23 protein-coding genes are annotated in these 21,195 nt (G+C 59.8%); 12 read left to right on the forward strand and 11 right to left on the reverse strand.

Annotated elements, in window-relative coordinates; all coding sequences use genetic code 11:
- Window positions 1–96: 96 nt before the first annotated feature.
- From OOF89_RS00755 to glpA, 3 genes are read right to left on the reverse strand one after another with little or no spacing between them, the layout of a single operon-like run.
- Window positions 97–1,392 carry an anaerobic glycerol-3-phosphate dehydrogenase subunit C gene (locus tag OOF89_RS00755; protein ID WP_407661574.1) on the reverse strand — a complete coding sequence of 432 codons (1,296 nt, stop codon included), beginning with the start codon at window positions 1,390–1,392 and terminating at the stop codon, window positions 97–99.
- Window positions 1,389–2,669: a glycerol-3-phosphate dehydrogenase subunit GlpB gene (glpB, locus tag OOF89_RS00760; protein WP_266077645.1), complete on the reverse strand. Its 1,281-nt coding sequence runs from the start codon at window positions 2,667–2,669 to the stop codon at window positions 1,389–1,391. The genes OOF89_RS00755 and glpB overlap by 4 nt, the downstream gene beginning before the upstream one ends.
- Window positions 2,659–4,329, reverse strand: a complete 1,671-nt coding sequence (gene glpA, locus OOF89_RS00765; protein ID WP_266077646.1) for an anaerobic glycerol-3-phosphate dehydrogenase subunit GlpA — start codon at window positions 4,327–4,329, stop codon at window positions 2,659–2,661. The genes glpB and glpA overlap by 11 nt, the downstream gene beginning before the upstream one ends.
- Window positions 4,330–4,515: 186 nt before the next feature.
- On the opposite strand from glpA, the gene OOF89_RS00770 reads away from it, so the two are divergent.
- The 5 genes from OOF89_RS00770 (at window position 4,516) to OOF89_RS00790 (ending at window position 9,765) form a co-directional block, all read left to right on the forward strand.
- Entirely contained in the window at window positions 4,516–5,658 is a 1,143-nt protein-coding gene (locus OOF89_RS00770; protein WP_266077648.1) for a Cdc6/Cdc18 family protein, read from the forward strand.
- A 307-nt stretch (window positions 5,659–5,965) separates the two neighbouring features.
- Window positions 5,966–7,516: a glycerol kinase GlpK gene (gene glpK, locus OOF89_RS00775; RefSeq protein ID WP_266077650.1), complete on the forward strand. Its 1,551-nt coding sequence runs from the start codon at window positions 5,966–5,968 to the stop codon at window positions 7,514–7,516.
- Between the two features lies 1 nt (window position 7,517).
- Entirely contained in the window at window positions 7,518–8,606 is a 1,089-nt protein-coding gene (locus OOF89_RS00780; protein ID WP_266077652.1) for a hypothetical protein, read from the forward strand.
- Window positions 8,607–8,751: 145 nt separating this feature from the next.
- On the forward strand, window positions 8,752–9,063 hold the full coding sequence (locus OOF89_RS00785) for an arsenate reductase/protein-tyrosine-phosphatase family protein (RefSeq protein ID WP_266077654.1): 312 nt from the start codon (window positions 8,752–8,754) through the stop codon (window positions 9,061–9,063).
- A gap of 24 nt (window positions 9,064–9,087) precedes the next feature.
- A complete protein-coding gene (locus OOF89_RS00790; protein ID WP_266077656.1) occupies window positions 9,088–9,765 on the forward strand; it encodes an HAD hydrolase family protein in 678 nt (225 codons plus the stop codon).
- Between the two features lie 101 nt (window positions 9,766–9,866).
- On the opposite strand, the gene OOF89_RS00795 is transcribed toward OOF89_RS00790, so the two are convergent.
- The 4 genes from OOF89_RS00795 to OOF89_RS00810 all read right to left on the reverse strand — a co-directional run bounded on the left by OOF89_RS00795 (window position 9,867) and on the right by OOF89_RS00810 (window position 12,298).
- The gene (locus OOF89_RS00795) at window positions 9,867–10,007 is read right to left on the reverse strand and encodes a hypothetical protein (protein ID WP_266077658.1); all 141 of its coding nucleotides are present in this window, start codon (window positions 10,005–10,007) and stop codon (window positions 9,867–9,869) included.
- Window positions 10,004–10,309, reverse strand: coding sequence for a divalent-cation tolerance protein CutA (cutA, locus tag OOF89_RS00800; protein WP_266077660.1), 306 nt, complete (start codon window positions 10,307–10,309; stop codon window positions 10,004–10,006). Before cutA ends, OOF89_RS00795 begins: the two co-directional genes overlap by 4 nt.
- Window position 10,310: 1 nt before the next feature.
- Window positions 10,311–10,475 carry an HEWD family protein gene (locus OOF89_RS00805; RefSeq protein WP_266077662.1) on the reverse strand — a complete coding sequence of 55 codons (165 nt, stop codon included), beginning with the start codon at window positions 10,473–10,475 and terminating at the stop codon, window positions 10,311–10,313.
- A gap of 86 nt (window positions 10,476–10,561) precedes the next feature.
- Window positions 10,562–12,298 carry an ABC transporter substrate-binding protein gene (locus tag OOF89_RS00810; RefSeq protein ID WP_266077664.1) on the reverse strand — a complete coding sequence of 579 codons (1,737 nt, stop codon included), beginning with the start codon at window positions 12,296–12,298 and terminating at the stop codon, window positions 10,562–10,564.
- Between the two features lie 146 nt (window positions 12,299–12,444).
- Between OOF89_RS00810 and OOF89_RS00815 the strand changes: the two genes are divergently transcribed.
- The 5 genes from OOF89_RS00815 to OOF89_RS00835 all read left to right on the forward strand — a co-directional run bounded on the left by OOF89_RS00815 (window position 12,445) and on the right by OOF89_RS00835 (window position 15,890).
- Window positions 12,445–13,086 carry a YbhB/YbcL family Raf kinase inhibitor-like protein gene (locus tag OOF89_RS00815; protein WP_266077666.1) on the forward strand — a complete coding sequence of 214 codons (642 nt, stop codon included), beginning with the start codon at window positions 12,445–12,447 and terminating at the stop codon, window positions 13,084–13,086.
- 321 nt (window positions 13,087–13,407) lie between these two features.
- Window positions 13,408–13,923 carry a GNAT family N-acetyltransferase gene (locus OOF89_RS00820; protein WP_266077668.1) on the forward strand — a complete coding sequence of 172 codons (516 nt, stop codon included), beginning with the start codon at window positions 13,408–13,410 and terminating at the stop codon, window positions 13,921–13,923.
- 86 nt (window positions 13,924–14,009) lie between these two features.
- Window positions 14,010–14,333 carry an EthD family reductase gene (locus tag OOF89_RS00825; RefSeq protein ID WP_266077670.1) on the forward strand — a complete coding sequence of 108 codons (324 nt, stop codon included), beginning with the start codon at window positions 14,010–14,012 and terminating at the stop codon, window positions 14,331–14,333.
- A 37-nt stretch (window positions 14,334–14,370) separates the two neighbouring features.
- Window positions 14,371–14,856, forward strand: coding sequence for a TspO/MBR family protein (locus OOF89_RS00830; protein ID WP_266077672.1), 486 nt, complete (start codon window positions 14,371–14,373; stop codon window positions 14,854–14,856).
- Window positions 14,857–14,918: 62 nt separating this feature from the next.
- A complete protein-coding gene (locus tag OOF89_RS00835) occupies window positions 14,919–15,890 on the forward strand; it encodes a Gfo/Idh/MocA family protein (RefSeq protein WP_266077674.1) in 972 nt (323 codons plus the stop codon).
- 48 nt (window positions 15,891–15,938) lie between these two features.
- Here OOF89_RS00835 and OOF89_RS00840 read toward each other — a convergent pair whose 3' ends face one another.
- Window positions 15,939–16,340, reverse strand: a complete 402-nt coding sequence (locus tag OOF89_RS00840; protein WP_266077676.1) for a YlbF family regulator — start codon at window positions 16,338–16,340, stop codon at window positions 15,939–15,941.
- A 730-nt stretch (window positions 16,341–17,070) separates the two neighbouring features.
- On the opposite strand from OOF89_RS00840, the gene dph2 reads away from it, so the two are divergent.
- Window positions 17,071–18,108 (forward strand): diphthamide biosynthesis enzyme Dph2, encoded by a 1,038-nt coding sequence (dph2, locus tag OOF89_RS00845; RefSeq protein ID WP_266077678.1) that lies wholly within the window; start codon window positions 17,071–17,073, stop codon window positions 18,106–18,108.
- 153 nt (window positions 18,109–18,261) lie between these two features.
- On the opposite strand, the gene OOF89_RS00850 is transcribed toward dph2, so the two are convergent.
- From OOF89_RS00850 to OOF89_RS00860, 3 genes are all read right to left on the reverse strand, one after another.
- The gene (locus OOF89_RS00850; RefSeq protein WP_266077680.1) at window positions 18,262–18,654 is read right to left on the reverse strand and encodes a MaoC/PaaZ C-terminal domain-containing protein; all 393 of its coding nucleotides are present in this window, start codon (window positions 18,652–18,654) and stop codon (window positions 18,262–18,264) included.
- A 76-nt stretch (window positions 18,655–18,730) separates the two neighbouring features.
- Window positions 18,731–19,639 carry a lipase family alpha/beta hydrolase gene (locus OOF89_RS00855; RefSeq protein ID WP_266077682.1) on the reverse strand — a complete coding sequence of 303 codons (909 nt, stop codon included), beginning with the start codon at window positions 19,637–19,639 and terminating at the stop codon, window positions 18,731–18,733.
- A gap of 49 nt (window positions 19,640–19,688) precedes the next feature.
- Window positions 19,689–20,645 carry a hypothetical protein gene (locus OOF89_RS00860; protein WP_266077684.1) on the reverse strand — a complete coding sequence of 319 codons (957 nt, stop codon included), beginning with the start codon at window positions 20,643–20,645 and terminating at the stop codon, window positions 19,689–19,691.
- Between the two features lie 122 nt (window positions 20,646–20,767).
- On the opposite strand from OOF89_RS00860, the gene OOF89_RS00865 reads away from it, so the two are divergent.
- The gene (locus tag OOF89_RS00865; protein ID WP_266077686.1) at window positions 20,768–21,166 is read left to right on the forward strand and encodes an apurinic/apyrimidinic endonuclease family protein; all 399 of its coding nucleotides are present in this window, start codon (window positions 20,768–20,770) and stop codon (window positions 21,164–21,166) included.
- The last annotated feature ends 29 nt before the right edge of the window (window positions 21,167–21,195 follow it).

Genomic DNA, 21,195 nt, shown 5'->3' on the forward strand with positions numbered 1-21,195 from the left:
TAACCGATCCGGCTAAAATCTTCCTGTGTATTGATGTGTATGGGTATGGAGGTCTCCCTATTTGATTCGAGAACGGGGGAACGTTCGGGAGGCTTTTCAGGCGTCCACGAGCGCCGAGTCCAACACCTCTAACGGGTGTCGAATCTCGTACCCCGTTCCGTGGTTCATCTGCATCGCGCAGGTCGGACATTCGGTCATCCCTGTTTCGTTTTCGACGTCCTCCATGTGTTCGAACATCTCTTCGCCGATCTTCATCGAAGTGTCGTACTTCTCGGACTTCCAGCCGTAGGTTCCGCTGATGCCGGAACAGGAATCGCCCACGTCCACCGGGTCGGTACCGTCGAGTGCGGAGAGCAGTTCGACGGCCTGTCCGTCGAGTCCCTGGTTTCTGGCGTGGCAGGGAGCGTGATAGGCCAACTCCCCGAACTCCGATTCCGGGACGGAGGAGTCCGCGAGTTCGCCCTCCAAATCCTCGTGAATCCGAAGATATTCCAGCGCTTCGAACGTGTTTGCGGCGACTTTCGCAGTCCCATCGAACGAGTAGAGTTCGGGGTACTCCTGTCGGAGCGCCATCGAACAGGACGTACATGAACAGATCACGTCGTAGCCCTGTTCGACGAGCGCGGCGAAGGTTTCGATGTTGAACTTCGCGGCGCGGCGCGCGTCGTCCATCATCCCGTTGGCGAACATCGGCGTGCCGGAACATCGCTGTTCGGGGACGACGATTTCGTAACCGAACGACTCGAACACACGAACCATGGCTTTTGCTACTTCCGGCGTGTTGTAATTCGAGTAGTCGCCGTGGAAGTAGGCGACGCGTTTTTCCTCGTTTTGGACGTTCGCTCCACCCCTCTTCGTCCACCAGTCCGTAAACGTCTCCGTCGCAAATTCGGGGAACTCGCGTTCTCCCGTGATTCCCATCACCTTCTCGTTGACGAACTTCGTCACCGACAGCCCCATCACGAAGTTCGTGAGTCGAGGAAATCGCGCCGCGAGCGGGGCGAGTCTGCCGTAGTTGGACAGGATTCGGTTTCGGATGTACTCCCGCGATAACTTCGACATTTGCGACTCGACGTACTCACCGCGGGCGGTGTTGTGCATCTGTGACAACGGTACCTCCGAAGGGCAAACGTTGTCACAGCGCATACAGTTCGAGCAGGACATCACCGAATCGTCGATGTCGTGGTCGTCCTTGCGCTTCAGTCGCCATTGCTCCGGGCCTTGGAACTTCGGTCCGGGGAAATCGTCGTCCACCTCGGCGACCGGACACTCCGTATCGCAGGTAGAACATTTGTAACAGTCGTCAGAGCCGGGTCTGAGGTCCATCGATTCGCCAGTGAATACGTCTTGCAGTTCGGTTGGGTCTCGTCGTTCTACTTCCTTTTCGCTCATAGATTCACCTCGTCGCTTGCGTTTCGTCCCGCGACGACGCCGGTCGCCAGCGAGATACCGCTTCCTGACTTCTCGGCCGCGAAATCATAGCCACCGAGAACGCCGCCAACAGCACGGAGGTTATGGAACTCCGGACTGCCCGCAGAATCGAGTGGACGCAGTTCGTCGTCTACCCTGACGCCGAATCGAGCAAACCGATGATCGTCGAAGGCCCCGTCCTCGAACCAGTCGTATCGGTTTTCTGGCGCGGGAACGTGACAGTCGAAGACGGGTTCGCGGACGCCACTACGGTCCGAATCGATACCTTTGCCGACCAAACCGCCCGTTGCCAATACGAACTGCTCGCCGTGGAACGGAATCCGCGCACTGTTTCGCTCTACGATGACCGCTGAAATCTCGTCCGTCCCTTCGAAATCAACGACCGGATTTCCGGTCGTGGTTCGGACGCCTGCCTCTCGAAGGGCAGTTTCGAACTCCGCTTCGAGTCGCATCCCCGGAAGACTCGGTGTCCCCATCGGTATTTCGAACACCTCGACGCCCAACTTGCGTCCGATGGTCGCTCGAACCTCGTCGGGATGTTCCTCACCCAGTATCGCGGGGAAACCGACACGCTCCGCATCCCCGAGGTGGGGTTTCACCCGCTCCGCGAGGGCGATTCGGGCCGGAACGGATTCCGACACGCTCCCCCGCCCGCCCACTTCGATGCGTTCGTTTTCGTCGAGTGCATGTGCGAGACGCGTAACCCGAGCGTCGGTTCGGAAATCGCCCAGAAATTGGAGTGTGATGCCGCGAACGTCGAACGGGACCGTTTCCGCGAGATGTTCGGCGGCCAGTGGCGCGTCGAAATCGACGACCGTCTCGAACCCGACGAGCAAAGCGTCTCGCTCGTCACTGGCCAATCCAGGTGCGGTGTGTTTCGGGTAGCGTGCGGTCGGTTTTACCGTCCCGCCGAAGGTGGGGACGAGGGCGTTGCGGTCGGTGTGACCGCCCGCGTAGTCAGTGACGGAATCGATGAGGGCGAGGCCATCGCGGATGCCGTCCTCGCCCACTCGCCGATAGGGATGTTCGTCCGGTAACTGCGAGATCGTCTCGAACGGATTCGAGACGATCTCGCTCCCGACGTAGCCCAATACGTCGATGAGGCCACTCGCAAACCGGAGTGTGCTCTCCTTGTGCGAGAGCAGTCTGACCCGTGACCCATCCTGTGCCGCCGATAGGGCGGTCGCCATCCCCGCCAGTCCACCGCCGACGACGACGACGTCGTCCTCAATCGCCATGCTGTCCTCCATCGAACGCCGCGAAATCGATAGCATCCTCGTCCGGCGCATCCCGGTTCATCGTCGTCGCGTGAAGCGCGTAGTTCAATGCGGCTTGTGAGAGCTGCTCGCCCCAGAGAGCGTGACGCTCGCCTTTCCAGCGTTCTTGAAACAGTTCGTCCAAAGCGTCCCGAACCGTCGGTTCGTCGTGCTTCGGGTGGAGTTCGTTCGCCATTCGGTGACAGCAGATGCCGCCCTGACAGTTGCCCATCGAGGCGCGGGTTCGGATACGAACCGCGTTCAGGTCGGTTCCGGACTGGTCGATTGCGTCCCCGATTTCGGCGCGGGTGACGGCCTCGCACTCGCAGAGGACGGGATTCGGACCATCGGTCATGAGCACCTCGTCGGCCCGACTGCCGAGTCGTTGGACGCTCCGCCGACCGATCGGCGATCGAATACCGAAATCGTCCATGTAATCGCGGAGGACGGTGAAATCATCGCTTCCGGGGAGCGGTTCGTCGGCGGTCCTGCATCGACCACGGACGCCGAGTTGCTCACAGACGTGATCCGAAATCTGTTCGGCCATCGCCCGATACGTCGTGAACTTTCCACCGACGATGCTGGTCAACCCGGTCAGGTCGTCGCGTTCCTCGTGGTCCAAGAGGAAAAAGTCACGCGTGATATCTGTCGGGTCGGTCGTTCCGGTTCCCGGCGGTTCGTACAATGGACGGACGCCCCAGAACGACCGAATCGTTCGTGAGTCCCGCAGGATGGGGACGAGTTTCGACAACTCGTCTATCATCATGTCCACTTCCCATTCCTCTTCGGGGTAGTTTTCCGGGTCGTCCACCTCCTCGTCGGTCGTCCCGAGGATCGCCGTCGTCTCGTGTGGGACGATGATATCCGCATCACCTTTCGGTCGGCAGTGGTTGACGACCGTGTCCACCTGCCTGCAGTTCATCACGACCATGACACCCTTCGAAGGGCGAACTTCGATATCCACACCCGCCATTTCGCCGAGTTGTCCGGCCCACGCGCCGGATGCGTTGACTACGTACTCCGCCCGGATTTTCTCCGTCGTCCCGGATTTCGCGTGGTTTCGCTTCCCCGGTCCGCTCTCGTGGCGTACTTCGACGCCGACGACGTCAGTTCCGTCCACGAGCACGTCGGTCACCTCCGCGTGCGTCTCGATTCGGGCACCGTGGATCTCCGCGTCGGCCGCGTTGGCCACGCATAGTCGAAACGGGTCGATAGCCCCGTCCGGTACCGCGATGGCACGTTTTACGTCCTCGGTCAGATAGGGCTCCTGTTCGCGGGCTTCCTTTGCAGTGAGGACTTCCGCGGGGATGCCACACTCGCGACAGCCCCGGAGCTTTTCTTCGAAGTAGTCATCGTCATCCCCCTCCAACTGCACGAACTGGCCACCCGTCATTTCGACGCAGTGACTGGCGATATCCCGTAGGATGCGGTTTTCCTCGATACATTCCGTCGCACTGGCTTGGTCGGAAACGGCGTACCGGCCTCCGCTATGGAGAAGCCCATGCATCCGGCCCGTCGTGCCGTGGGTGAGGTTTCCCTTCTCCACCAGTGTTACGTCGACTCCTCGCATCGCGAGGTCCCGGGCGATTCCCGTGCCCGTCGAGCCACCCCCCACGACGAGCACTTCGGCGTCGATTGCCATGTTTCGATAGTTGGTTGGAGTCCACTTGAGTTTACCGACGGTGGGGGTAGTATAGATAAAATATGGCCCTCATTCGGAATCGCCCGTTCGAACCGACCGATGTCGATTTCGAACCCATCCGTACGCGACCGATTTCTACGACGGAGAGACAACTGTTATCTACACGCGACCAATTAGACGGCGATAATGGACATTGGAGCGCGCATCGAGCGCCGCCGGGTGACGACACCAGTCTCCACCCTCGTCGTCGAGTGGAGCGCACTCAGTCCGGTTATCCACGTTTCGAATCCGGTCGGCCGTGGGTCGACCCTCGAACAACTACTCGATGCGCTCGACCCCCTATTCGACGACCGACTCCCGCCGAATATTCATCTCCACGGCCCCCCTGGAGCGGGAAAATCCGCGCTCGTTTCCGCGTTGTTCAGCCACCTTTCCGACCGACTCTCGCCGATGCACGGGACGATACAGACGACGACGCGGGGCGGCAACGAGGGGAATTTCCATTTCGTCTACATCGATGCCCGTCGGTCAAGCACCGTGTTCCGCCTGTACCGTTCCATCCTCGATGCGTTGACTGACGAACACGTTCCGGAACGTGGCGTCGGAACCGGCGTCCTGCGGCAGAAACTCGCAGCCACCGTGACACACTCCGATCCGGACGTGGTCGTCGCCGTCGACCACGTGGACGAGAACGAAACGCTCGCGAGCGGGGAGGTACTCGAACTGTTCGACGAAATGAGCGAATCACTGTCCGTCCTGACGGTGGGGCGTGAACCCGCTACCGCCGACCGAACGCTCGGTATTGCCGCCTACAGTACGCACGAACTCGCGGATATCATCACCGAACGTGCGTCACAGGGTCTGCAACAGGGCGTCCTCGAGCACACGCAAGTAAAAACCCTCGCGGAGTGGGCCGAAGGTGACGCTCACGACGCCCTCGCGGCGTTGTTCGGCGCTGTTACGGTGGCGGTACAATCGGATTCGAACCGGATTCACGACCAGTACTTGAAGACGGCGATGGAGGCGGTACCGCGGGACGGTGTCCCGCTCGGTATCGTACTTTCGTTGCCGAAAAACCGTCGCTGCGTGCTCGCCAAACTGCTCGAACTCGACGGCGGTGAACGTAGCTCGGTCGAAACCAGCGCGACGGCGATCGCCGACGATACGAACCTTTCGACGGGAACCGTAACTCGGTACCTCTACGAACTCGCTGAAGCGGGTATCCTCGAACGTGTCGCGGCCACCAACTCGGAACGGAGCGGTCGGCACCCCAGCAAGCTCGAACCACGATTTCCGACGTTCGCATTTCGGGCGCTCCACGAGGAATGAGTGGATTCTTGCAGAACCTAGTATCTCCGCGATGAACTACGACGATGGTTGAAAACGACGTGGACACGAGTAAAGAACATAGGTTCGGGGTTGGAAACTATTCAATATCATAGCGAATGTTGGGTCGGCGAGTAGACCTCCCCGACATCTACTACCGGTAATTGGCAGTGTGATGCCCCACTCGTCGGAGAGGAAATTTTATAACGAAAGTGTTTGATGTTTACAGGTAGTGGCCCAAAACCAGTAAAAATGGTGGGCCAATCTGGATGGACCGGCCATTCAGTATCAGCACCAGGAGGCTATCCGAATGAAACAGAACGAAACCTACGTCGGTTCCATCGATCAAGGGACGACTGGCACCCGGTTCATGGTATTCGACCACGGCGGGACAGTTGTGGCGAACGCGTACGAAAAGCACGAACAGATATATCCTGAGCCGGGATGGGTCGAACACGACCCGACCGAAATCTGGGAAAACACGAAATCGGTTATCCGATCCGCGCTCGCCGAAGCGGGAATCGAGGCCAGCCAACTCGCCGCTATCGGTGTCACCAACCAGCGTGAGACGACGCTGTTGTGGGATGCCGACACCGGAAAACCGGTCCACAACGCCATCGTCTGGCAGGACCGGCGGACGACCGACCGAATCGAACGGCTGGAAGACGACGGACGAACCGACGACGTCCGTGCGAAAACGGGTCTCGAACCGGACGCGTACTTCTCGGCAACGAAGGCGGAGTGGTTGCTGGACAACGCCGAACCCATCAAGACACAGCGCGCTCGCCCTGCAGACCTGCGGGATCGAGCCGAAACCGGCGAAGTCCTGTTCGGAACCATCGACTCGTGGCTGATTTTCAACCTGACCGGGGAGCACATCACGGACGTGACGAACGCCTCGCGGACGATGCTGTTCGACATCCACGAGATGGAGTGGGATGACGACCTTTGCACCGAGTTTCGTGTTCCGAGAGAGATGCTCCCCGAGGTTCGCCCGTCCAGCGACCACGAAACGTACGGTTCGACCGACGCCGAAAGCTTCCTCGGAGCGGAAATCCCCGTCGCAGGCGCGCTCGGCGACCAGCAAGCTGCCCTGTTCGGACAGACCTGCTTCGACGCGGGCGACGCGAAGAACACGTACGGGACGGGAAGTTTCTTCCTGCTCAACACGGGTGAGGAAGCGGTCGAGAGCGAGCACGGCCTCCTGACGACGGTCGGTTTCCAGCGGTCCGGAGAGCCGGTTCAGTACGCCCTCGAAGGCTCCATCTTCGTTACGGGCGCGGCGATCGAATGGCTCGTGGATATGGACCTCATCGACGATGCCATCGAGACGGAGAACCTCGCCCGAAGCGTCGATTCGACCGATGGGGTTTTCATGGTGCCAGCGTTCACCGGATTAGGTGCACCCCACTGGAATCAGCGCGCTCGCGGGACGCTCGTGGGAATGACCCGCGGAACCCGAAAGGAGCACGTCGTGCGAGCCACGCTCGAAAGCATCGCCTTCCAAACGCGTGACGTTGCGGAGGCGATGGAGGCCGACAGCGGCATCGAGGTCGAATCCCTGCGCGTGGACGGCGGTGCGGTGAAGAACAACTTCCTCTGTCAGCTCCAAGCCGACATCCTCGGCACGGATATCGTTCGCCCGGTCGTGGACGAGACAACCGCGCTCGGGTCGGCATACGCCGCCGGGCTCGCGGTTGGCTATTGGGAAACCGTGGACGAACTCCGAAACAACTGGCAGGTCGACCGCGAGTTCGAAACGGCGATGGAACTGAACGACGCCGAGGCCGACGAAAAGTACGGCCGCTGGCAGGACGCAGTCGAACGGTCGCTCGATTGGGCACAGAAAGGGAGCGACTGAGATGGTGGACGTATCGTCACTGTTCTCCACTCTGTTCGCCGTCGAGATGCTCATCGCGGCGTTCGCCGGTGGCGCCTTCGGTGCCGCCATCGGGGCGCTCCCAGCGTTCATCTTCACCGGCTTCATGGTCATCGCGGGCGAAGCCGCGAACCTCGCAGGTGAGGCGGTCGCCGAGGCCGGTGGCGTTTCCGCGAACCAACTCGATGCCGTCGGCATCACAGGGTCGATCGCTTTCGGCCCGGTGTTTTCTCCCGCGATCAGTTTCGCTGGCGGTGCGGCCGCCGCCGCGTACGCCGCGAAACGAGGGTACATGGAAACCGGCTTCGACTTCCACGAGGCGAAAAACATCGCGTTCGCACAGGGGACCAAACCGGACGTGCTCGCGGTCGGCGGCTTGTTCGGTATTCTCGGCTACTGGTTGACCGAACTGTCAGTCGCTTTCGCCATGCCGTACGACCCCATCGCGATGGGTGTCGTCCTTTCGGCACTCCTCCACCGATTGGTCTTCGGCTACGACCTCATCGGCGGCGCGAATCGTGGACTGCTGAACATGAAACCGTTCGAGTCGGAGGAGCGGCGCGTCATCGGCGACGCAGCCACCGACGGCGGTACCGCACGTGGCCGATTCATCGTCGAACCGTGGCTTCCACACCAGTACAGATGGGCGAACGTCGCGACCATCGGTCTGGTCGTCGGCGTTCTCGCGGCGTACATCGCCTACGAGACCGGAAGCCCGTTCCTCGCCTTCGGTATCAGCGCGGCCAGTCTCGTGTTCTTGAACTGCGGCGTCGAGAAAATCCCGGTTACACACCACATGAGTCTTCCTGCCAGCACCGCTGCCCTCGCGTTGGCCCCGGTCGGCGGGGAGATCACCTCCGTGTCGATGGTTACCGTGCTCGCAGTCGGTGCCGTGTTCGGGATGATTAGTGCCCTGTTCGGGGAAACGTTCCAGCGGGTTTTCTACGCCCACGCCGACACGCACATCGACCCGCCCGCTGCCGCGATCGTCTTCGGAACCCTCCTCATCGCCGTATTGGCAATCCTCGGCGTGTTCCCGCAGAGTTCGTGGGTCGCAACGCTCGGACTGTAGCGCGACGACCACTGTTTTTCGCACACTCCGGCGTGAACACCGAGCCAGCGAAACAATCACATGAGCGGTTTCTAAACCGTCCAACGATGACTCGGACCGACGATAGACCGCAACGACTGCTGGCAGCGCTGGAGATGGCTGGTGCGTGACACCGACCGAATCGCGTTCGTTTGCGTGCAGAACGCGGGTCGAAGCCGACGCACGGTCGTCCGACGTCGAAGTCCTGACGGGAGGCACTCATCCAGCGGACGACGTCCACGATATCGTCGTCGAGGCGGTGGCAGAAATCGGAATCGACGTGGGGGGTCAAACGCCCCGAGAGATCACGACTAACGAACTGGTTTCGTGCGACTACGTCGCCACGATGGGCCGTTCGACGTTGGACCTGAGCGAAGCGGAGAAACCGGTGAACGTCCGCGACCTGTTCGACGAAGTCGAGTCGGAGCAGCGGGACTAAGTGTTAGACGAGCGAAGTTCCCTCATGGTTCCGCCGCTCGTCCTCGACATCGACGGCACGATGACCCGGCCAGACGACTCCATCGATCCGCGATTTTTCGACCTGCTTCCCGACTGGGAGGCCCCGATCGTTGTCGCGACCGGGAAGGCGTTTCCCTACCCAGTTGCGCTCTGTCACTTCCTGCAGATACCACAATACGTCATCGCCGAAAACGGCGGTATCGTCCTCGTGGAGGACGAAATAACGCGAAACGGCGACGGCGAAGCCGCTTTCCACGTCGCCGAGGAGTACGTCGCGGATGGCTACGAACTCGGGTGGGGCGAGAGCGACCTGACCAATCGCTGGCGTGAGACGGAAATCGCGGTTCAACGCGACCAACCACTCGGACCGCTTTCCGAACTCGCCAGCGAACACGGGTTGGAAGTCGTCGACACCGGCTTCGCGTACCACGTCAAATCCTCCGGCGTGAGCAAGGGACAGGGATTGAAAGCCGTCGCCACTCTACTCGACCGCGACCCGGCCGAGTTCGTCGCCATCGGCGATTCGGAAAACGATGTTTCGACCTTCGGTGTCGTCCGCGAGAGCTACGCGGTTGCGAACGCCGACGAGAAGGCGAAACGAGCCGCCGAGACGGTGGTCGAGGAGTCGTACTCCGAAGGGACGATTTCGGTACTGGAAGAACTCCGAAGCGGTTTCGATTGAGACCTCGTGGGAAAGTGAGACGTTCGCGGCCGCGACCCTCTCGTTTCCACGATTACATGGACGGTGGTATTGGACTCGCGACGCAGCAGTAAGACGAAACCTTACGGACGTTCGGTTACTTCGTTTCCGTTCCGTCGCCGTTCCCGAACCAGTGCGACCGTTCCGACTGCCAACACACCGAGCGCTAACACCCACGGACCCGTCTGTCGGGTGCCCCGTCGAACGTCGTTTTCCTCGTTCATCCGTCCACCTCCTCGCGAATCCACGTCGCGAACGGATCCGTCATCGCCGATTCGTCGAATCGCTCGATACAGGGGACGTCGTATGGATGTTCGTCTTCGACTCGTGCGACCAGCGCTTCCCACGCCGCTTCGGTCGTCTTCGCTAACAGGACGACTTCCTCGTCGTGGACGACCTCCCCTTCCCAGCGGTATACCGAGGTACAGGGAAATCGGTTTACGCAGGCCGCCAGTCGCTCCTCGACTAACAGCTCGGCGAGCCTTTTCGCGCCGTTATTCGGCGCGGTGATATACGCGGTCGGCATCTCACTCCGCGATGGGGTTGTGGCGTCCGTTGATGTCCCATTCGTGGAGGCAGAACGGTCGCCCTTCACTGCCCGTAATCGTCCAGTTGTGGCTCGACTCGTTCCACTCGTCTTCGCGTCCGCACCGCGTGCACTGTCGTCTGTCGGGCCGGTTGAGTTCCGCCATCGAAGTGAACTGATGCATCACACACTGTAAACGGTTGTGGTCAAGCGAATGCTTACCGCCGAGGTCGCCCCACCTCCGGATTCAGTTCACGGCCGTCGGTCGATAGTCACGTCGGTGTACTTATGCTTCGCGAACCCTGCCGCACCGGTCTTCGGGATGTTCACCCATTGGTAGTAGAACCCCTCGCCAACGGGGTAGAACGTCGGAATCAGTGCCACGTCTTCCCAGTTCGCTTCCTCCATTTCGATGTACGCCTCGTGGCGCGCTTTTGCATCCGCTTCGCTCGACGAACGATGGTCGAGAACCCGATTCCACGCTCGTTTCGCCCGATTCGCCGCCGCGGTGTCCTCCCAGAACAGGAACGAGTCGGTCGTGTTTCTCGGGGCGAGCAGTTTGAGGAACGTCTCCGGTGACGGATAGTCCATCACCCATCCGTAGGAGAACGCTTCGAGCGTACCGTTTCGTCCGCGTTCGGCCAGCGTGGGGAACGATGCCTGCTCGATTTCGAGGTCGATATACACCGCCCGAAGCTTGTCTTGGAGCAACTTCGCGGTCTGGGACCACGACGAGGACTGATAGGTCGTGATGGTGAATCGCTCCCGATCGTCCGAACCGTAGCCTGCACGTTCCATTACCGCCCGAGCCTCGTCGAGTTTCGATTCGTCCCGCCCGTACGGATACGACGTTGCGTGTTCCATGGCCGACTCGACCCCACCGGGGAAGATGCTCGGCGGCGTGAGATGGACGGCCGATTCGCCCCTGTCTTTTCGGACATCCTCGACTTCCTGTTCCTGATTCATCACGTGCGCGACCGCTTTCCGGACGGGTTTCGGAACGCGCTGCGTGTTGAACCCGATGTAGTACGTCGTCGCGAGCGGAACTTGGACGTAGCGAACGGTTCGGCCGTTTTCCGGCAACGGTCCATAGGTCCCGATTTTCCGACCCTGTTCGTCGATCGTTTCGATGGTCACTTTCGCCGGGTCGAACTTCGAGTTTGGCACCCAGAACGCGTCCGCATTCTCGTTCGTAGCGTAGGTGTACCCTGCCGTGGGGTTGCTCATCACGTGCCAATGTATTCCGTCGACGTGTGGTCCGTCACCGTGATAATCGTCACGTGCAGTCACCGCGTATTCGGCGTCGGACTGCCAGTAATCGAACGTAAACGCACCTGCCCCGACTGGCGTTTCAGTTGCGAACTCCTTCCGGGGCATCCGCCCATCGTAGCCCGGAACGTCGCCGACGATTCCCTCGGGAACGATAGCCAGCGACGGGAGCGCCAGCACATCGAGCGTCGCGTAAAATGGCGACTCGAGTCGGAGTTCGACCGTCTTTCGGTCCATGGCTTCGACCCCGAGCGTTCCGGGGACATATTCGTCGCCCTTCCGCTCGTGTTCGACGCCGAGATGGTCGAACAGTAACGACGCGTGTGTCGAGTGTGGCGAGACGGCGACGCGCTCGAACGAATAGACGACGTCGCTCGCGGACAACGTCGAACCATCGTTGAACGTGACGTCGTCTTTCAGCGTGAAGGTGTACGTTCGCTCGTCGTCGGAAACGGTCACGTCATCGGCGAGGAGAAGCTCCGGCTCCGGATTCCCTTTCGGATACTGAAGCAACCCATCGAACAGTTGCGTGATGACGCGATAGGATGCGCCATCGTTCGCGGCAACGGGGTCGAGCGTCCGAATCGGGCTTCCGATCATTCGAAACGTTCGTTCGGAGTCGTTGCCTTCCACGGATGCACCGAGACAGCCCGCCATTGCACCGCCAGCGACACCGCAAACCGTCCCGATGAACGCTCGTCGCGTACCTGCTCCCTTCATTGTGGCCTCCGGATGGGGGGGTGGGTCGGGACGAATTCACCAGTTGCGGGTTGCAGGGTGGACACGATTTCGTATATGCAGAACGGGGTTAAATGTGTCACTAAGTGATTTTAGTATGTCAATTTCAGCCACAGTCGAAATACTCGATGAACGAAGTCCCAGTCGAACAACAGAGCCTATTTCCTCTGGCGTCGAACGTTCACGGGATGCTCGGAAGACGCACGCTTCTCCGGGCGATGGGTGGGTCCGGCGTCGCCACGTTGGGGAGTCGAAGGAGACGGATGCAAACGGCGGAGCAAACACGAGGGGGGAAAACGATGGCTACGTTCAGCACACCAGCGTTCGAGGACGGGAACCGGATTCCGAGGGAGTTCACCTGCGAGGGGCAAAACGCGTCGCCACCGCTCGAAATCGAGTCGGTACCGGACGACGTGACGTCGCTCGCGATCATCGTAGACGACCCGGATGCGCCAAGCGGGACGTTTACTCACTGGCTCATCTGGGACGTTCCGCCGGATACGACGCGGATACCGAAGGACGTTCCACAGATGGAGGTCATCTCCGACCTTGGCGGAGCGAAGCAGGGCGAAAACAGTGCCGAAGAACTCGGCTACATGGGCCCGTGTCCTCCGATAGGGGATGGACCACACACGTACCGGTTTACGCTCTATCTGCTCGAACAACAACCACGGCTCGGGGCGGGTGCGACCAAAGATGCCCTGCTGGATGCGATGGGTGGGATTCGGCTCGATCAACGTCAGTTTACGGGGAAGTTCGGGCGAGGGTAAGTCGGAAACCCGCCCGTTGATTCGGTGCCGCATGTAGTTTTCTCACTGATTCGTTCCACCTCTGAGTGACTCGCGTGAACGAAATACATGTCCAGCAGTTCGGTGTCGCCGTTATCCTGGCTGAGGGTTTCGTTCCGGTCGTCGAGGCAACGGGGGCAGGATGACAGACCGTTATCCCCCGATACTGGAACGTTCTTCTCGGTCGCTGAATCAGCCTCCTCGCCGTTTTCGAAGGGTTCTCGGAGAGTCCGTTCCCTCGGAGGTGCGTCGAGCGGACGGGGACCCAAAACCGACTTGGAATTCCAGTGACAAAGCGAAACGATGCCCGAAATCAGCGTGAGCGTCGAGGATAGCGCGGATACCGACGCAGTCCGCGATGTCGTTACCGCTGCGTTCGGTCGAAATGACGAGGCCGAGCTCGTCGACGCACTCCGCGAATCACCCGCCTACTGCTCGAATCCATCGCTCGTTGCGCATCTCACCGGCGATATCGTCGGCTACGTCATGTTCGCTGAAGTCACACTGGACGAAGCCCCCGAAAAGGAGGCGCTCGTCCTCGCTCCACTCGCGGTTGACCCCGACCATCAACGTATGGGCGTCGGAACCCGACTCGTCCACGTCGGTCTGGAAAAAGCACGAGAGGCAGGCTACGAACTCGTCTTTCTCCACGGCGACCCCGACTACTACGAACGATTCGGATTCACGTCGGCCGTCGATGCTGAATTCGAGAACCCGTTCGATATGCCCGACGAAAGCTTTCAGGTATGTGACCTCACGGAAGGGACGCTGGACGATGTTGCCGGAACGCTCACCTATCCGGCCCCGTTTCGAGCGTGAACGGGTATCGAATACCACCTCATAACGGAAACCGTCGCGCCACAGTCGATACAACAAAGTCGGCGGGGGACGCGGGTTCAGGTGCTATGATAAAGATGGTCGATCTGCTGGTTCGTAAGGACGGAATGACCCATGAGGAGTTCGAAGACTACTGGCTCAACGAACACTCGGACATCGCCAAGGAGCTTCCCGGCCTGCGAAAGTACGTCACCTCCGTCTCGAAAGACCCCGAAAAGGCGGGGTACGACGGCGTTCTCGAACTGTATTTCGACTCGACGGCCGACATGAAAGCGGCGTTCGACTCCGAACAGGGCGAGAAAGTGATGGCGGACGCCGCCGAGTTCCTCGACATGGAGCAGGGACCGACGCTCATTCTCGAAGAGACAGTTCAAGTAGACGACCTCGAATAACCGAAAGGAAAACGGTTTTGGACGGCGTAATGGGTTCATGGAAACAGTCCGCCGTCCATCGTTTTCGTGGAGTGACGTGCCCGCCCTCCTCGCCAGTATCGTCGTCTGCCAACTCGCGGGAATCGTCCCGTCGATTCTCACCGCAAACGACGTTGCAACGTGGTACACGACGCTCCAAAAACCGGCATTTACGCCGCCGAGTTGGGTGTTCGGTCCGGTGTGGACGACCCTCTACTTGCTGACGGGGATCGCGCTCTATCTGGTGTGGCGACGGGGTAATCGAGGTGCACTCGTCATCTTCGCCGTGCAACTCGCGCTCAACGCGGCGTGGACGCTGGTCTTTTTCGGCATGCGTTGGCCCGCTGGCGGACTCGTCGTCATCGTCGCACTGCTGGTTGCCATCGGCGCGACGATCGTCGCGTTCACCCGAGTCGACCGCCGTGCTGGCCTCCTGCTCGTTCCCTATGCCCTCTGGGTAAGCTTCGCAACCGTACTGAACTACGAACTCTGGCGGTTGAACTGACCGGCGTTCGTTACCAACGCCGAGCAACCACACTTTTGCACGGCCACGATGTTTCCAGAGGCATGAATCTGGGGGTGTTAGGTACCGCCCGTATCGCGCATCATTCGTTCGTTCCGGCGGTCGAGTCCACGGACCACGAAGTCACTGCCATCGCGTCGCGGAGCGAAAGACTGGCCAAAGAATTCGCAGAAACGCACGGGATTTCACGGTCTTTCGGCTCGTACGAGGAACTCCTCGAATCCGACGTGGACGCCGTGTACATTCCGCTGCCAAACTCGCTTCACGCCGAGTGGACGAAACGCGCCGCGGACCACGACCTCCACGTACTCTGTGAAAAACCGCTGGCAGTGAACGCCGAGGAGGCACGCGAGATGGGCGACTACTGCGACGACCGGGACGTCACGTTGATGGAAGCGATGATGTTTCGTTACTATCCCCGGACCGAGCGAATGGCGGAAGTCGCGGACGAACTCGGCGACGTTCGGTCGGTCGATGCCGGGTTTCACTCGTCGCTCCGTCGGTGGCCCGCGGGAACACGGTACGACCCCGACCTCGGCGGTGGCTGCCTCCTCGATGTGGGCGTCTACGCCATCGAAGTCGCACGTTTGTTTTTCGGTGAGCCGGAACGCGTCGTCGCTCAGGTCGGTGACCCCGATGGGATGGGCGTCGAAACACAGGCGTCAGGCATCCTCGCGTATTCGGGCGGGCGAACCGCGCAAATCGGTTGTTCGTTTCGTCTACAAGACGCCCAGTACTGCCGGGTGGAAGGAACCGAGGGACTGCTTCACGCCGACCGAGCGTTCTCGGTCGGTCGTGACCCAAGCGAGTTCGAACTGCAGTTTCCGGGAAGACACGTCACTGAATCGTTCGCGTCCGCGGACCCCTATGCTCTCGAATTGGAGCGGTTCGCGGAGTACGTCGAAGACGGTGAGCGTCCACGAACTGACGCCCGAGAGGCGGAGAGGACACTGGCCGTAGTGGACGCGCTTCGGGAAAGCGATGAAACCGGAGGGTGGGTCGCTGTCTCGGGCTGAGTGGTCAGAAATGGGAGTTTCGAAGGGCCGTCCGGAGAAGAGGGAGGGTTATTCGTCCTGACAGCAACCGCCTGCCTGCTGACCGAAATCGACCGCGAGCGGGTCGGAAATCGCTCGGTTCAGGTCTTCGAGTCGGGCGGAAAGCTTGTCCTGTGCATCGAGATACTCCGCCATCACGGGAAGCGAGTGGAGGTCTTCCTGTGCTTCCTGGACCTTCGTTACGTCCTCTTGGGTCGCTTCACCGGTCTGACGCGCGAGCATGAACTCCTGTCGGAGGCGTTCGAATTTCTTGATTTTCTCCTGGGCATCCTCGTCCGCCTCGACTGCGGATTTGGCCTCCTCGAACTGCTGGTACTCCGTCGTGTTCACGATCGCTTCGCCGAGTTCGGTCGCCATCTCCTCCACGCTGGTTCCCTCGTCGCTCACGTCGGCTTTCGTGTCTACGCTCATGGACGATAGTTCGGACTCGAGGGGTTTAGGCCTGCCGAATGTGGAAGTCGGCGACGCGTTTTTCCGCGGATGATGTTTGGTTTCAGTGGGCGTATTGAATAGAAAGCGCGTATTCAGCAAACGGTCACCGTTCGCTCCGCTCCGTCAGTGACGAAACAACCGGTCGGTAGCGTCCTTCTCTTACTGTAATCCCGAACGAAAGAAGGTGAGAACGATACCTGACCATAGAACCAGTCCTGACCCATAGAAAATCAGAACCGCACGAGTACCGAATTCCTTCGGGGATAGACTCGATTGTATATCGTCGATCGTTATCCCGCTAACTTCTGCGTCTCCTGTCTCGATAGCGGATGCACCTACCGGTCCGCTCGCTGCGCCCCTGAGTACTACGAAAAGCACACCGACACCTGCGGCAACTAACGTGTAGAGTCCCGAATGAGTCAGGAAATATGCAACCGACCGTGATAGCTCCCGCAATTACAGTATAGAACACCAATCCTTGAGCGATAGGCCGGATATCCACGAATGTACTTGACATTCGATTGCCATTACGTTTGGGTCGATGGTGAGTTGCAAAGCCGGTAGGTTGCTGTTCAACCTCGAATACGGCGTGCTGAACCCATCCTCGATATACAGCACGGCTCCTATGTTTCTGAACCGCTCAACGAGCCCCGTCCAGCGAAAACCGGGAACACCGTGCTTAAACGTATTCACCAATAAAGCATCTCCAATGAGCCAAGAGAGCGAGTACAGCGAGGGGGATTTGCGGAAGACGGGAATGGCCCTCAAACATGATCGGGAGTGGGATTACGAACTCGACCGTATCATCGAAGCTGTCGAGGAGCGTGACGCGGAGAAGGTCGGCTTGCAGTTCCCCGAGGGACTCAAGCGAAGGGGACCGAGCGTAGCCGACGACCTCCGGGAGCTACTCCCCGACGATGTGACGATTCTGCTCTCGGGACAGCCGTGTTACGGTGCCTGTGACTTGGATACCTATCTGATGAAGCGAACCGACGTGTTCGTCCACTTCGGCCACTCCCCGATGAAGAACACGGACAAAGTCATCTACGTCCCGCTGTTCTCGAACGTCGATGTCTTCCCCATCATGGAGGAATCGGTGGAAGAACTCGAAGTCGGTGACGTGGGGCTGGTCACGACCGCCCAACACATGAACCGCTTCGAGGAGATGAAAGAGTGGCTGGAAGACCGCGGATTCACCGTTCACACCCGAAAGGGCGACGATCGACTGACCCACGAGGGACAGGTCCTTGGCTGTAACTACGCCTCCGCGGATATCGACGCGGACCAAGTGCTCTACGTCGGCGGCGGCAAGTTCCACCCCCTCGGACTGGCGATGGAACATCCCGACAAGACCGTCGTCATCGCCGACCCGGTGAACAACGTCGTCACGGTTGCGGATACCGAAAAATTCCTGAAACAACGCTACGGCGCGGTTCACCGCGCGATGGACGCCGAGAAGTGGGGCGTCATCTTCTGCACCAAAATCGGACAGGGTCGATGGGACGTGGCACAGGACATCCTCGACGAGAACGACAACGCCTACCTCATCACGATGGACGAGGTGACGCCCGACCGCCTCCGGAACTTCAACATGGATGCCTTCGTCAACACGGGATGCCCACGCATCACGACCGACGACGGACCGCAGTTCCACAAGCCGATGTTGACCCCCGGCGAATACGAAATCGCGGTCGGCAACGAACCACTCGACTCGCTCGAATTCGACACCTTCCACGGTACGTGGTAGTACAATTTTTGTAGCGGTTATTTCTCCCTTCTATCATGTCCTGCCCTCCTGACAGCCAACGCGATAGTCTTCTCTCCCCGCATTCTATGGTAACGTTCCCTACTGTTTCTATCAGCGTATAATTGCTGTGAGGGTGATCGGCTGGTTCGAGGACTACTCCTTCCAGATGAGCCCGTCGATGTGTCCCTTCATCACCGTTTCATCCTCCTGGTTGTGACATACGACCGAACTCGTGAGCGTGTAGCGGTCATCCCGTTCCTCGACTGTTTCGTTCGTCCATTCACAGCCGATCGTGTTCCCTGTGTGTACCGGTTCGAGGAAGTCGAATTCCATCGTCCTGGCGATATAGCTCAAATCGCCCCCGATTTTCGTCGGGAGAGTGGCCGTGAGCAGCCCCTGAACGACCAGACGGCCTTCCTCGTCAGGTTCGGTGTGAATCGCCTGCTGGTCCCCCGAGACCTCGCCGAATTGGCGGACGTCCGCTTCGGTAAACGTCCGTTCGTAGGTGTAGACAGAGCCTTCCGCTGGCGGTAACGACATCGACATGGGTACCAAATCACCGATGTCGCTGGTGCAGTTAAAATCTACGGCGCGGTGAATGCAGCAGAGTCGGTGACTCCCGTCAGAACTGCGCGACGACTTCGGACATACAGCCGTCACCGGGTTCGTGATAGGAGAAGTGGTCGGGGACGTAGTCCACGTTATGGTCGGTGTAGTTTACGGGCGGAGTGCCCTCACAGCCTTCCTCGCCGACGGCGGAGTCGAACTCGCCGACGGAGTACGCCCAGTTCAGGACGCTGTCGTCGCTTTTCCAGAAGTTGTCCATCGACCCGACGACGTTTGCGATGCTGTCGCCGTACTCGCCGTCCACTGCGACGGAATTGTTGTCCGCCGCCGCGCCGAGCAGGGTGGCCGACTCGATATGATCGCGGTACCCCCACGAATTGAGCGCCTCGATCGTCGCGGGAACGACGCGCCCGCCGAGGGAGTGACCGATGAGGCGAACCCGAGCGCCGGTTCGAGCGCGATAGTCGGTGATGAAGTCAGCGAGTTTCGCGCCGTTCCGCTCGGCGATGTCGGTGGCGGGCCACCAGTTATCGAGGCTCGTGTCGGAATCGTAGCTGAATCCGATGACGGGATGGTCGTAGCCGTTGTTTCGGAGCGACGTTTTCACCGTCTCGAAATGGTCGGGTGCGGCATCCTTCTCGACCAGCCACCCGTGAACGGAAATCATCACCTCTTCGGGATTCACGCTTCCGTAGCCTGGAATGTCGCCGACGGTACTGTAGTCCGTGGCGGTGTGACCGTCCGTCAACTGGTCACCGTACCACCAGTGGATGTCGAAATGACCGCGCGTCGTCGCACGGGGGAAATCTGACGGGCCGACGATGTCCCCGTCGTCACCCTCGAACCCGGCAACGGTTCCGGCCACGCCGGCGAGTCCGACCGCGGCGGTAGCCGTGCCACGAAGGACTGCTCGACGGCTTACTCGGTGAGTCTGACCTGTGTCACTGGTGGTATCGTCTACCATGGATTTGTTTTTGGTCATGAATATTTAATTCTATTGTAAAATTATTGAATCAGTATTCTGCAGTCTCGATTCGGTAGGTACGTCCCTCGTATTCGATGAGCACTGTCGAGTTCCCGAAAGAGGTGTCACGCCCGTCGAGTCGAACCCGGGAAACCCCGTCTTCGAACGACGCGAGGAGGTTTCGAATCCGCGTGAGACGGATCACCTGTTCCGGGATTTTCCGGATCGTCTCACCGTTCGGATTTTCGACGCGCGTGGCCAGATACGTAGTACTGGCTTGACCGGCCCGAACGTGTTTTTCGTCGCCATCCCGACCGACCACCTGAAGGTCATCCGTCGGCGTGAGCGACAGCGAATCGCCGACCAGTTCGAATCGGGTAGCGACCCCGGTTCCGTTGTCGTATTTTTGCCCCCGGAACCACCCATCGATGCCGAATGCGTAGGTTCCGCCGCCGAGTCCGGGTAGGGTGATTTCCCCTGTACCCTGTGCCCCACCGATCGCTCCCCCGAGAATCGTATTGTCGACAGTCAGAGTCCACGTGTGTGATCCACCCGATTCGAGCATCATGGCCGGCTCCGGAATCATCTGGGGGCCAACGTAGAACCACTCGGAATCGACGTACTTCCAGACGCTCCATGCGTAGTAGTTCGTGGTAAACGTCGTCCCAGTTTCGTTGGTCAGTTCGAACGAGACGGTCGCTTTCGGGAGCCCGATCCGTTGCTTCGATGGCGTCATCAGGAGATTCGTCTCCGAGTCGACGTCCTCGTAGCAGACGACTCGTCTCACGTCGTCGTCGAACGGTGGACAATGGTTTTCGTTCGGAGTTTCGAGGTTTGGCGGTGCTGGTGTGTCGGCCGCTCTTCCGGCCGTAGTCCGTCTCGCTTGCGTCGTTCCGGGGGTCGATGTCTTCGCAACACTCGTATCGGAACCGCCCGGTGACGATTCGGTGAGACAGCCTGCGAGGAGGATGGAGGTGACGGAGGTGAGAACGGTTCGGCGCTTCATACGTCTGCCATCGTAGTTTTCCGCCAAATGCTTTCAGATGACTGAAAAGCCTGTTTCACCCATTGAGATTACTATGAAGCATACACAAACCTTTTTGTATTCCCAGTAGGTATGGTGTTAGTATGAGCGCAACTCGTCCCTCGACTATCGAATCCGCCATCGAATGCTGCCGACCGACCGACAAAACGCCCGTGACGCTCGACGCATCCGCGCTTCCGAGCGCACGAACCGACCTCCGCGAACTGCAGAACGAACTCGACGCGAACGACCTCGTTCCCGCGGGTGTGACGGTTGACGCTTGCTTCGACGCGGATTGCTCCTTTGCCACGCAGGACGAGGCGGACCGGATCCGCGAGTGCGTTCGAACCGCGGCGTTCCTCGGTGCAGGTACCGTTACCGTCGAATTCGGCAACGTCGCTGACGAATCGAAAGTTCGTCCCTCCCTCGCGGCCCTGAAAGAGCGTGCCGATCGAGAAGGCGTTACGCTCGAACTCGACGGCCCGCTCTCGTTCGACGACTGAAATCGGAACTCCGATTTCGAACGCCGAAA

Origin of the sequence: Haladaptatus caseinilyticus (genome assembly GCF_026248685.1) — an archaeon.
Lineage (GTDB): Archaea > Halobacteriota > Halobacteria > Halobacteriales > Haladaptataceae > Haladaptatus > Haladaptatus caseinilyticus.

Coding starts and splice junctions, on each gene's coding strand:
- OOF89_RS00850 (WP_266077680.1), bottom strand. CDS start 18,654: ATGTCGATGTCGTTACCGCCAGCGGAAGGCTCTGTCTACACCTACGAA.
- OOF89_RS00780 (WP_266077652.1), top strand. CDS start 7,518: ATGGTGGACGTATCGTCACTGTTCTCCACTCTGTTCGCCGTCGAGATG.
- OOF89_RS00790 (WP_266077656.1), top strand. CDS start 9,088: ATGGTTCCGCCGCTCGTCCTCGACATCGACGGCACGATGACCCGGCCA.
- glpB (WP_266077645.1), bottom strand. CDS start 2,669: ATGGCGATTGAGGACGACGTCGTCGTCGTCGGCGGTGGACTGGCGGGG.
- OOF89_RS00835 (WP_266077674.1), top strand. CDS start 14,919: ATGAATCTGGGGGTGTTAGGTACCGCCCGTATCGCGCATCATTCGTTC.
- OOF89_RS00860 (WP_266077684.1), bottom strand. CDS start 20,645: ATGAAGCGCCGAACCGTTCTCACCTCCGTCACCTCCATCCTCCTCGCA.
- OOF89_RS00770 (WP_266077648.1), top strand. CDS start 4,516: ATGGACATTGGAGCGCGCATCGAGCGCCGCCGGGTGACGACACCAGTC.
- dph2 (WP_266077678.1), top strand. CDS start 17,071: ATGAGCCAAGAGAGCGAGTACAGCGAGGGGGATTTGCGGAAGACGGGA.
- OOF89_RS00855 (WP_266077682.1), bottom strand. CDS start 19,639: ATGGTAGACGATACCACCAGTGACACAGGTCAGACTCACCGAGTAAGC.
- OOF89_RS00840 (WP_266077676.1), bottom strand. CDS start 16,340: ATGAGCGTAGACACGAAAGCCGACGTGAGCGACGAGGGAACCAGCGTG.
- OOF89_RS00825 (WP_266077670.1), top strand. CDS start 14,010: ATGATAAAGATGGTCGATCTGCTGGTTCGTAAGGACGGAATGACCCAT.
- OOF89_RS00830 (WP_266077672.1), top strand. CDS start 14,371: ATGGAAACAGTCCGCCGTCCATCGTTTTCGTGGAGTGACGTGCCCGCC.
- glpA (WP_266077646.1), bottom strand. CDS start 4,329: ATGGCAATCGACGCCGAAGTGCTCGTCGTGGGGGGTGGCTCGACGGGC.
- OOF89_RS00815 (WP_266077666.1), top strand. CDS start 12,445: ATGAACGAAGTCCCAGTCGAACAACAGAGCCTATTTCCTCTGGCGTCG.
- OOF89_RS00810 (WP_266077664.1), bottom strand. CDS start 12,298: ATGAAGGGAGCAGGTACGCGACGAGCGTTCATCGGGACGGTTTGCGGT.
- OOF89_RS00805 (WP_266077662.1), bottom strand. CDS start 10,475: ATGGCGGAACTCAACCGGCCCGACAGACGACAGTGCACGCGGTGCGGA.
- glpK (WP_266077650.1), top strand. CDS start 5,966: ATGAAACAGAACGAAACCTACGTCGGTTCCATCGATCAAGGGACGACT.
- OOF89_RS00865 (WP_266077686.1), top strand. CDS start 20,768: ATGAGCGCAACTCGTCCCTCGACTATCGAATCCGCCATCGAATGCTGC.
- cutA (WP_266077660.1), bottom strand. CDS start 10,309: ATGCCGACCGCGTATATCACCGCGCCGAATAACGGCGCGAAAAGGCTC.
- OOF89_RS00820 (WP_266077668.1), top strand. CDS start 13,408: ATGCCCGAAATCAGCGTGAGCGTCGAGGATAGCGCGGATACCGACGCA.
- OOF89_RS00795 (WP_266077658.1), bottom strand. CDS start 10,007: ATGAACGAGGAAAACGACGTTCGACGGGGCACCCGACAGACGGGTCCG.
- OOF89_RS00755 (WP_407661574.1), bottom strand. CDS start 1,392: ATGAGCGAAAAGGAAGTAGAACGACGAGACCCAACCGAACTGCAAGAC.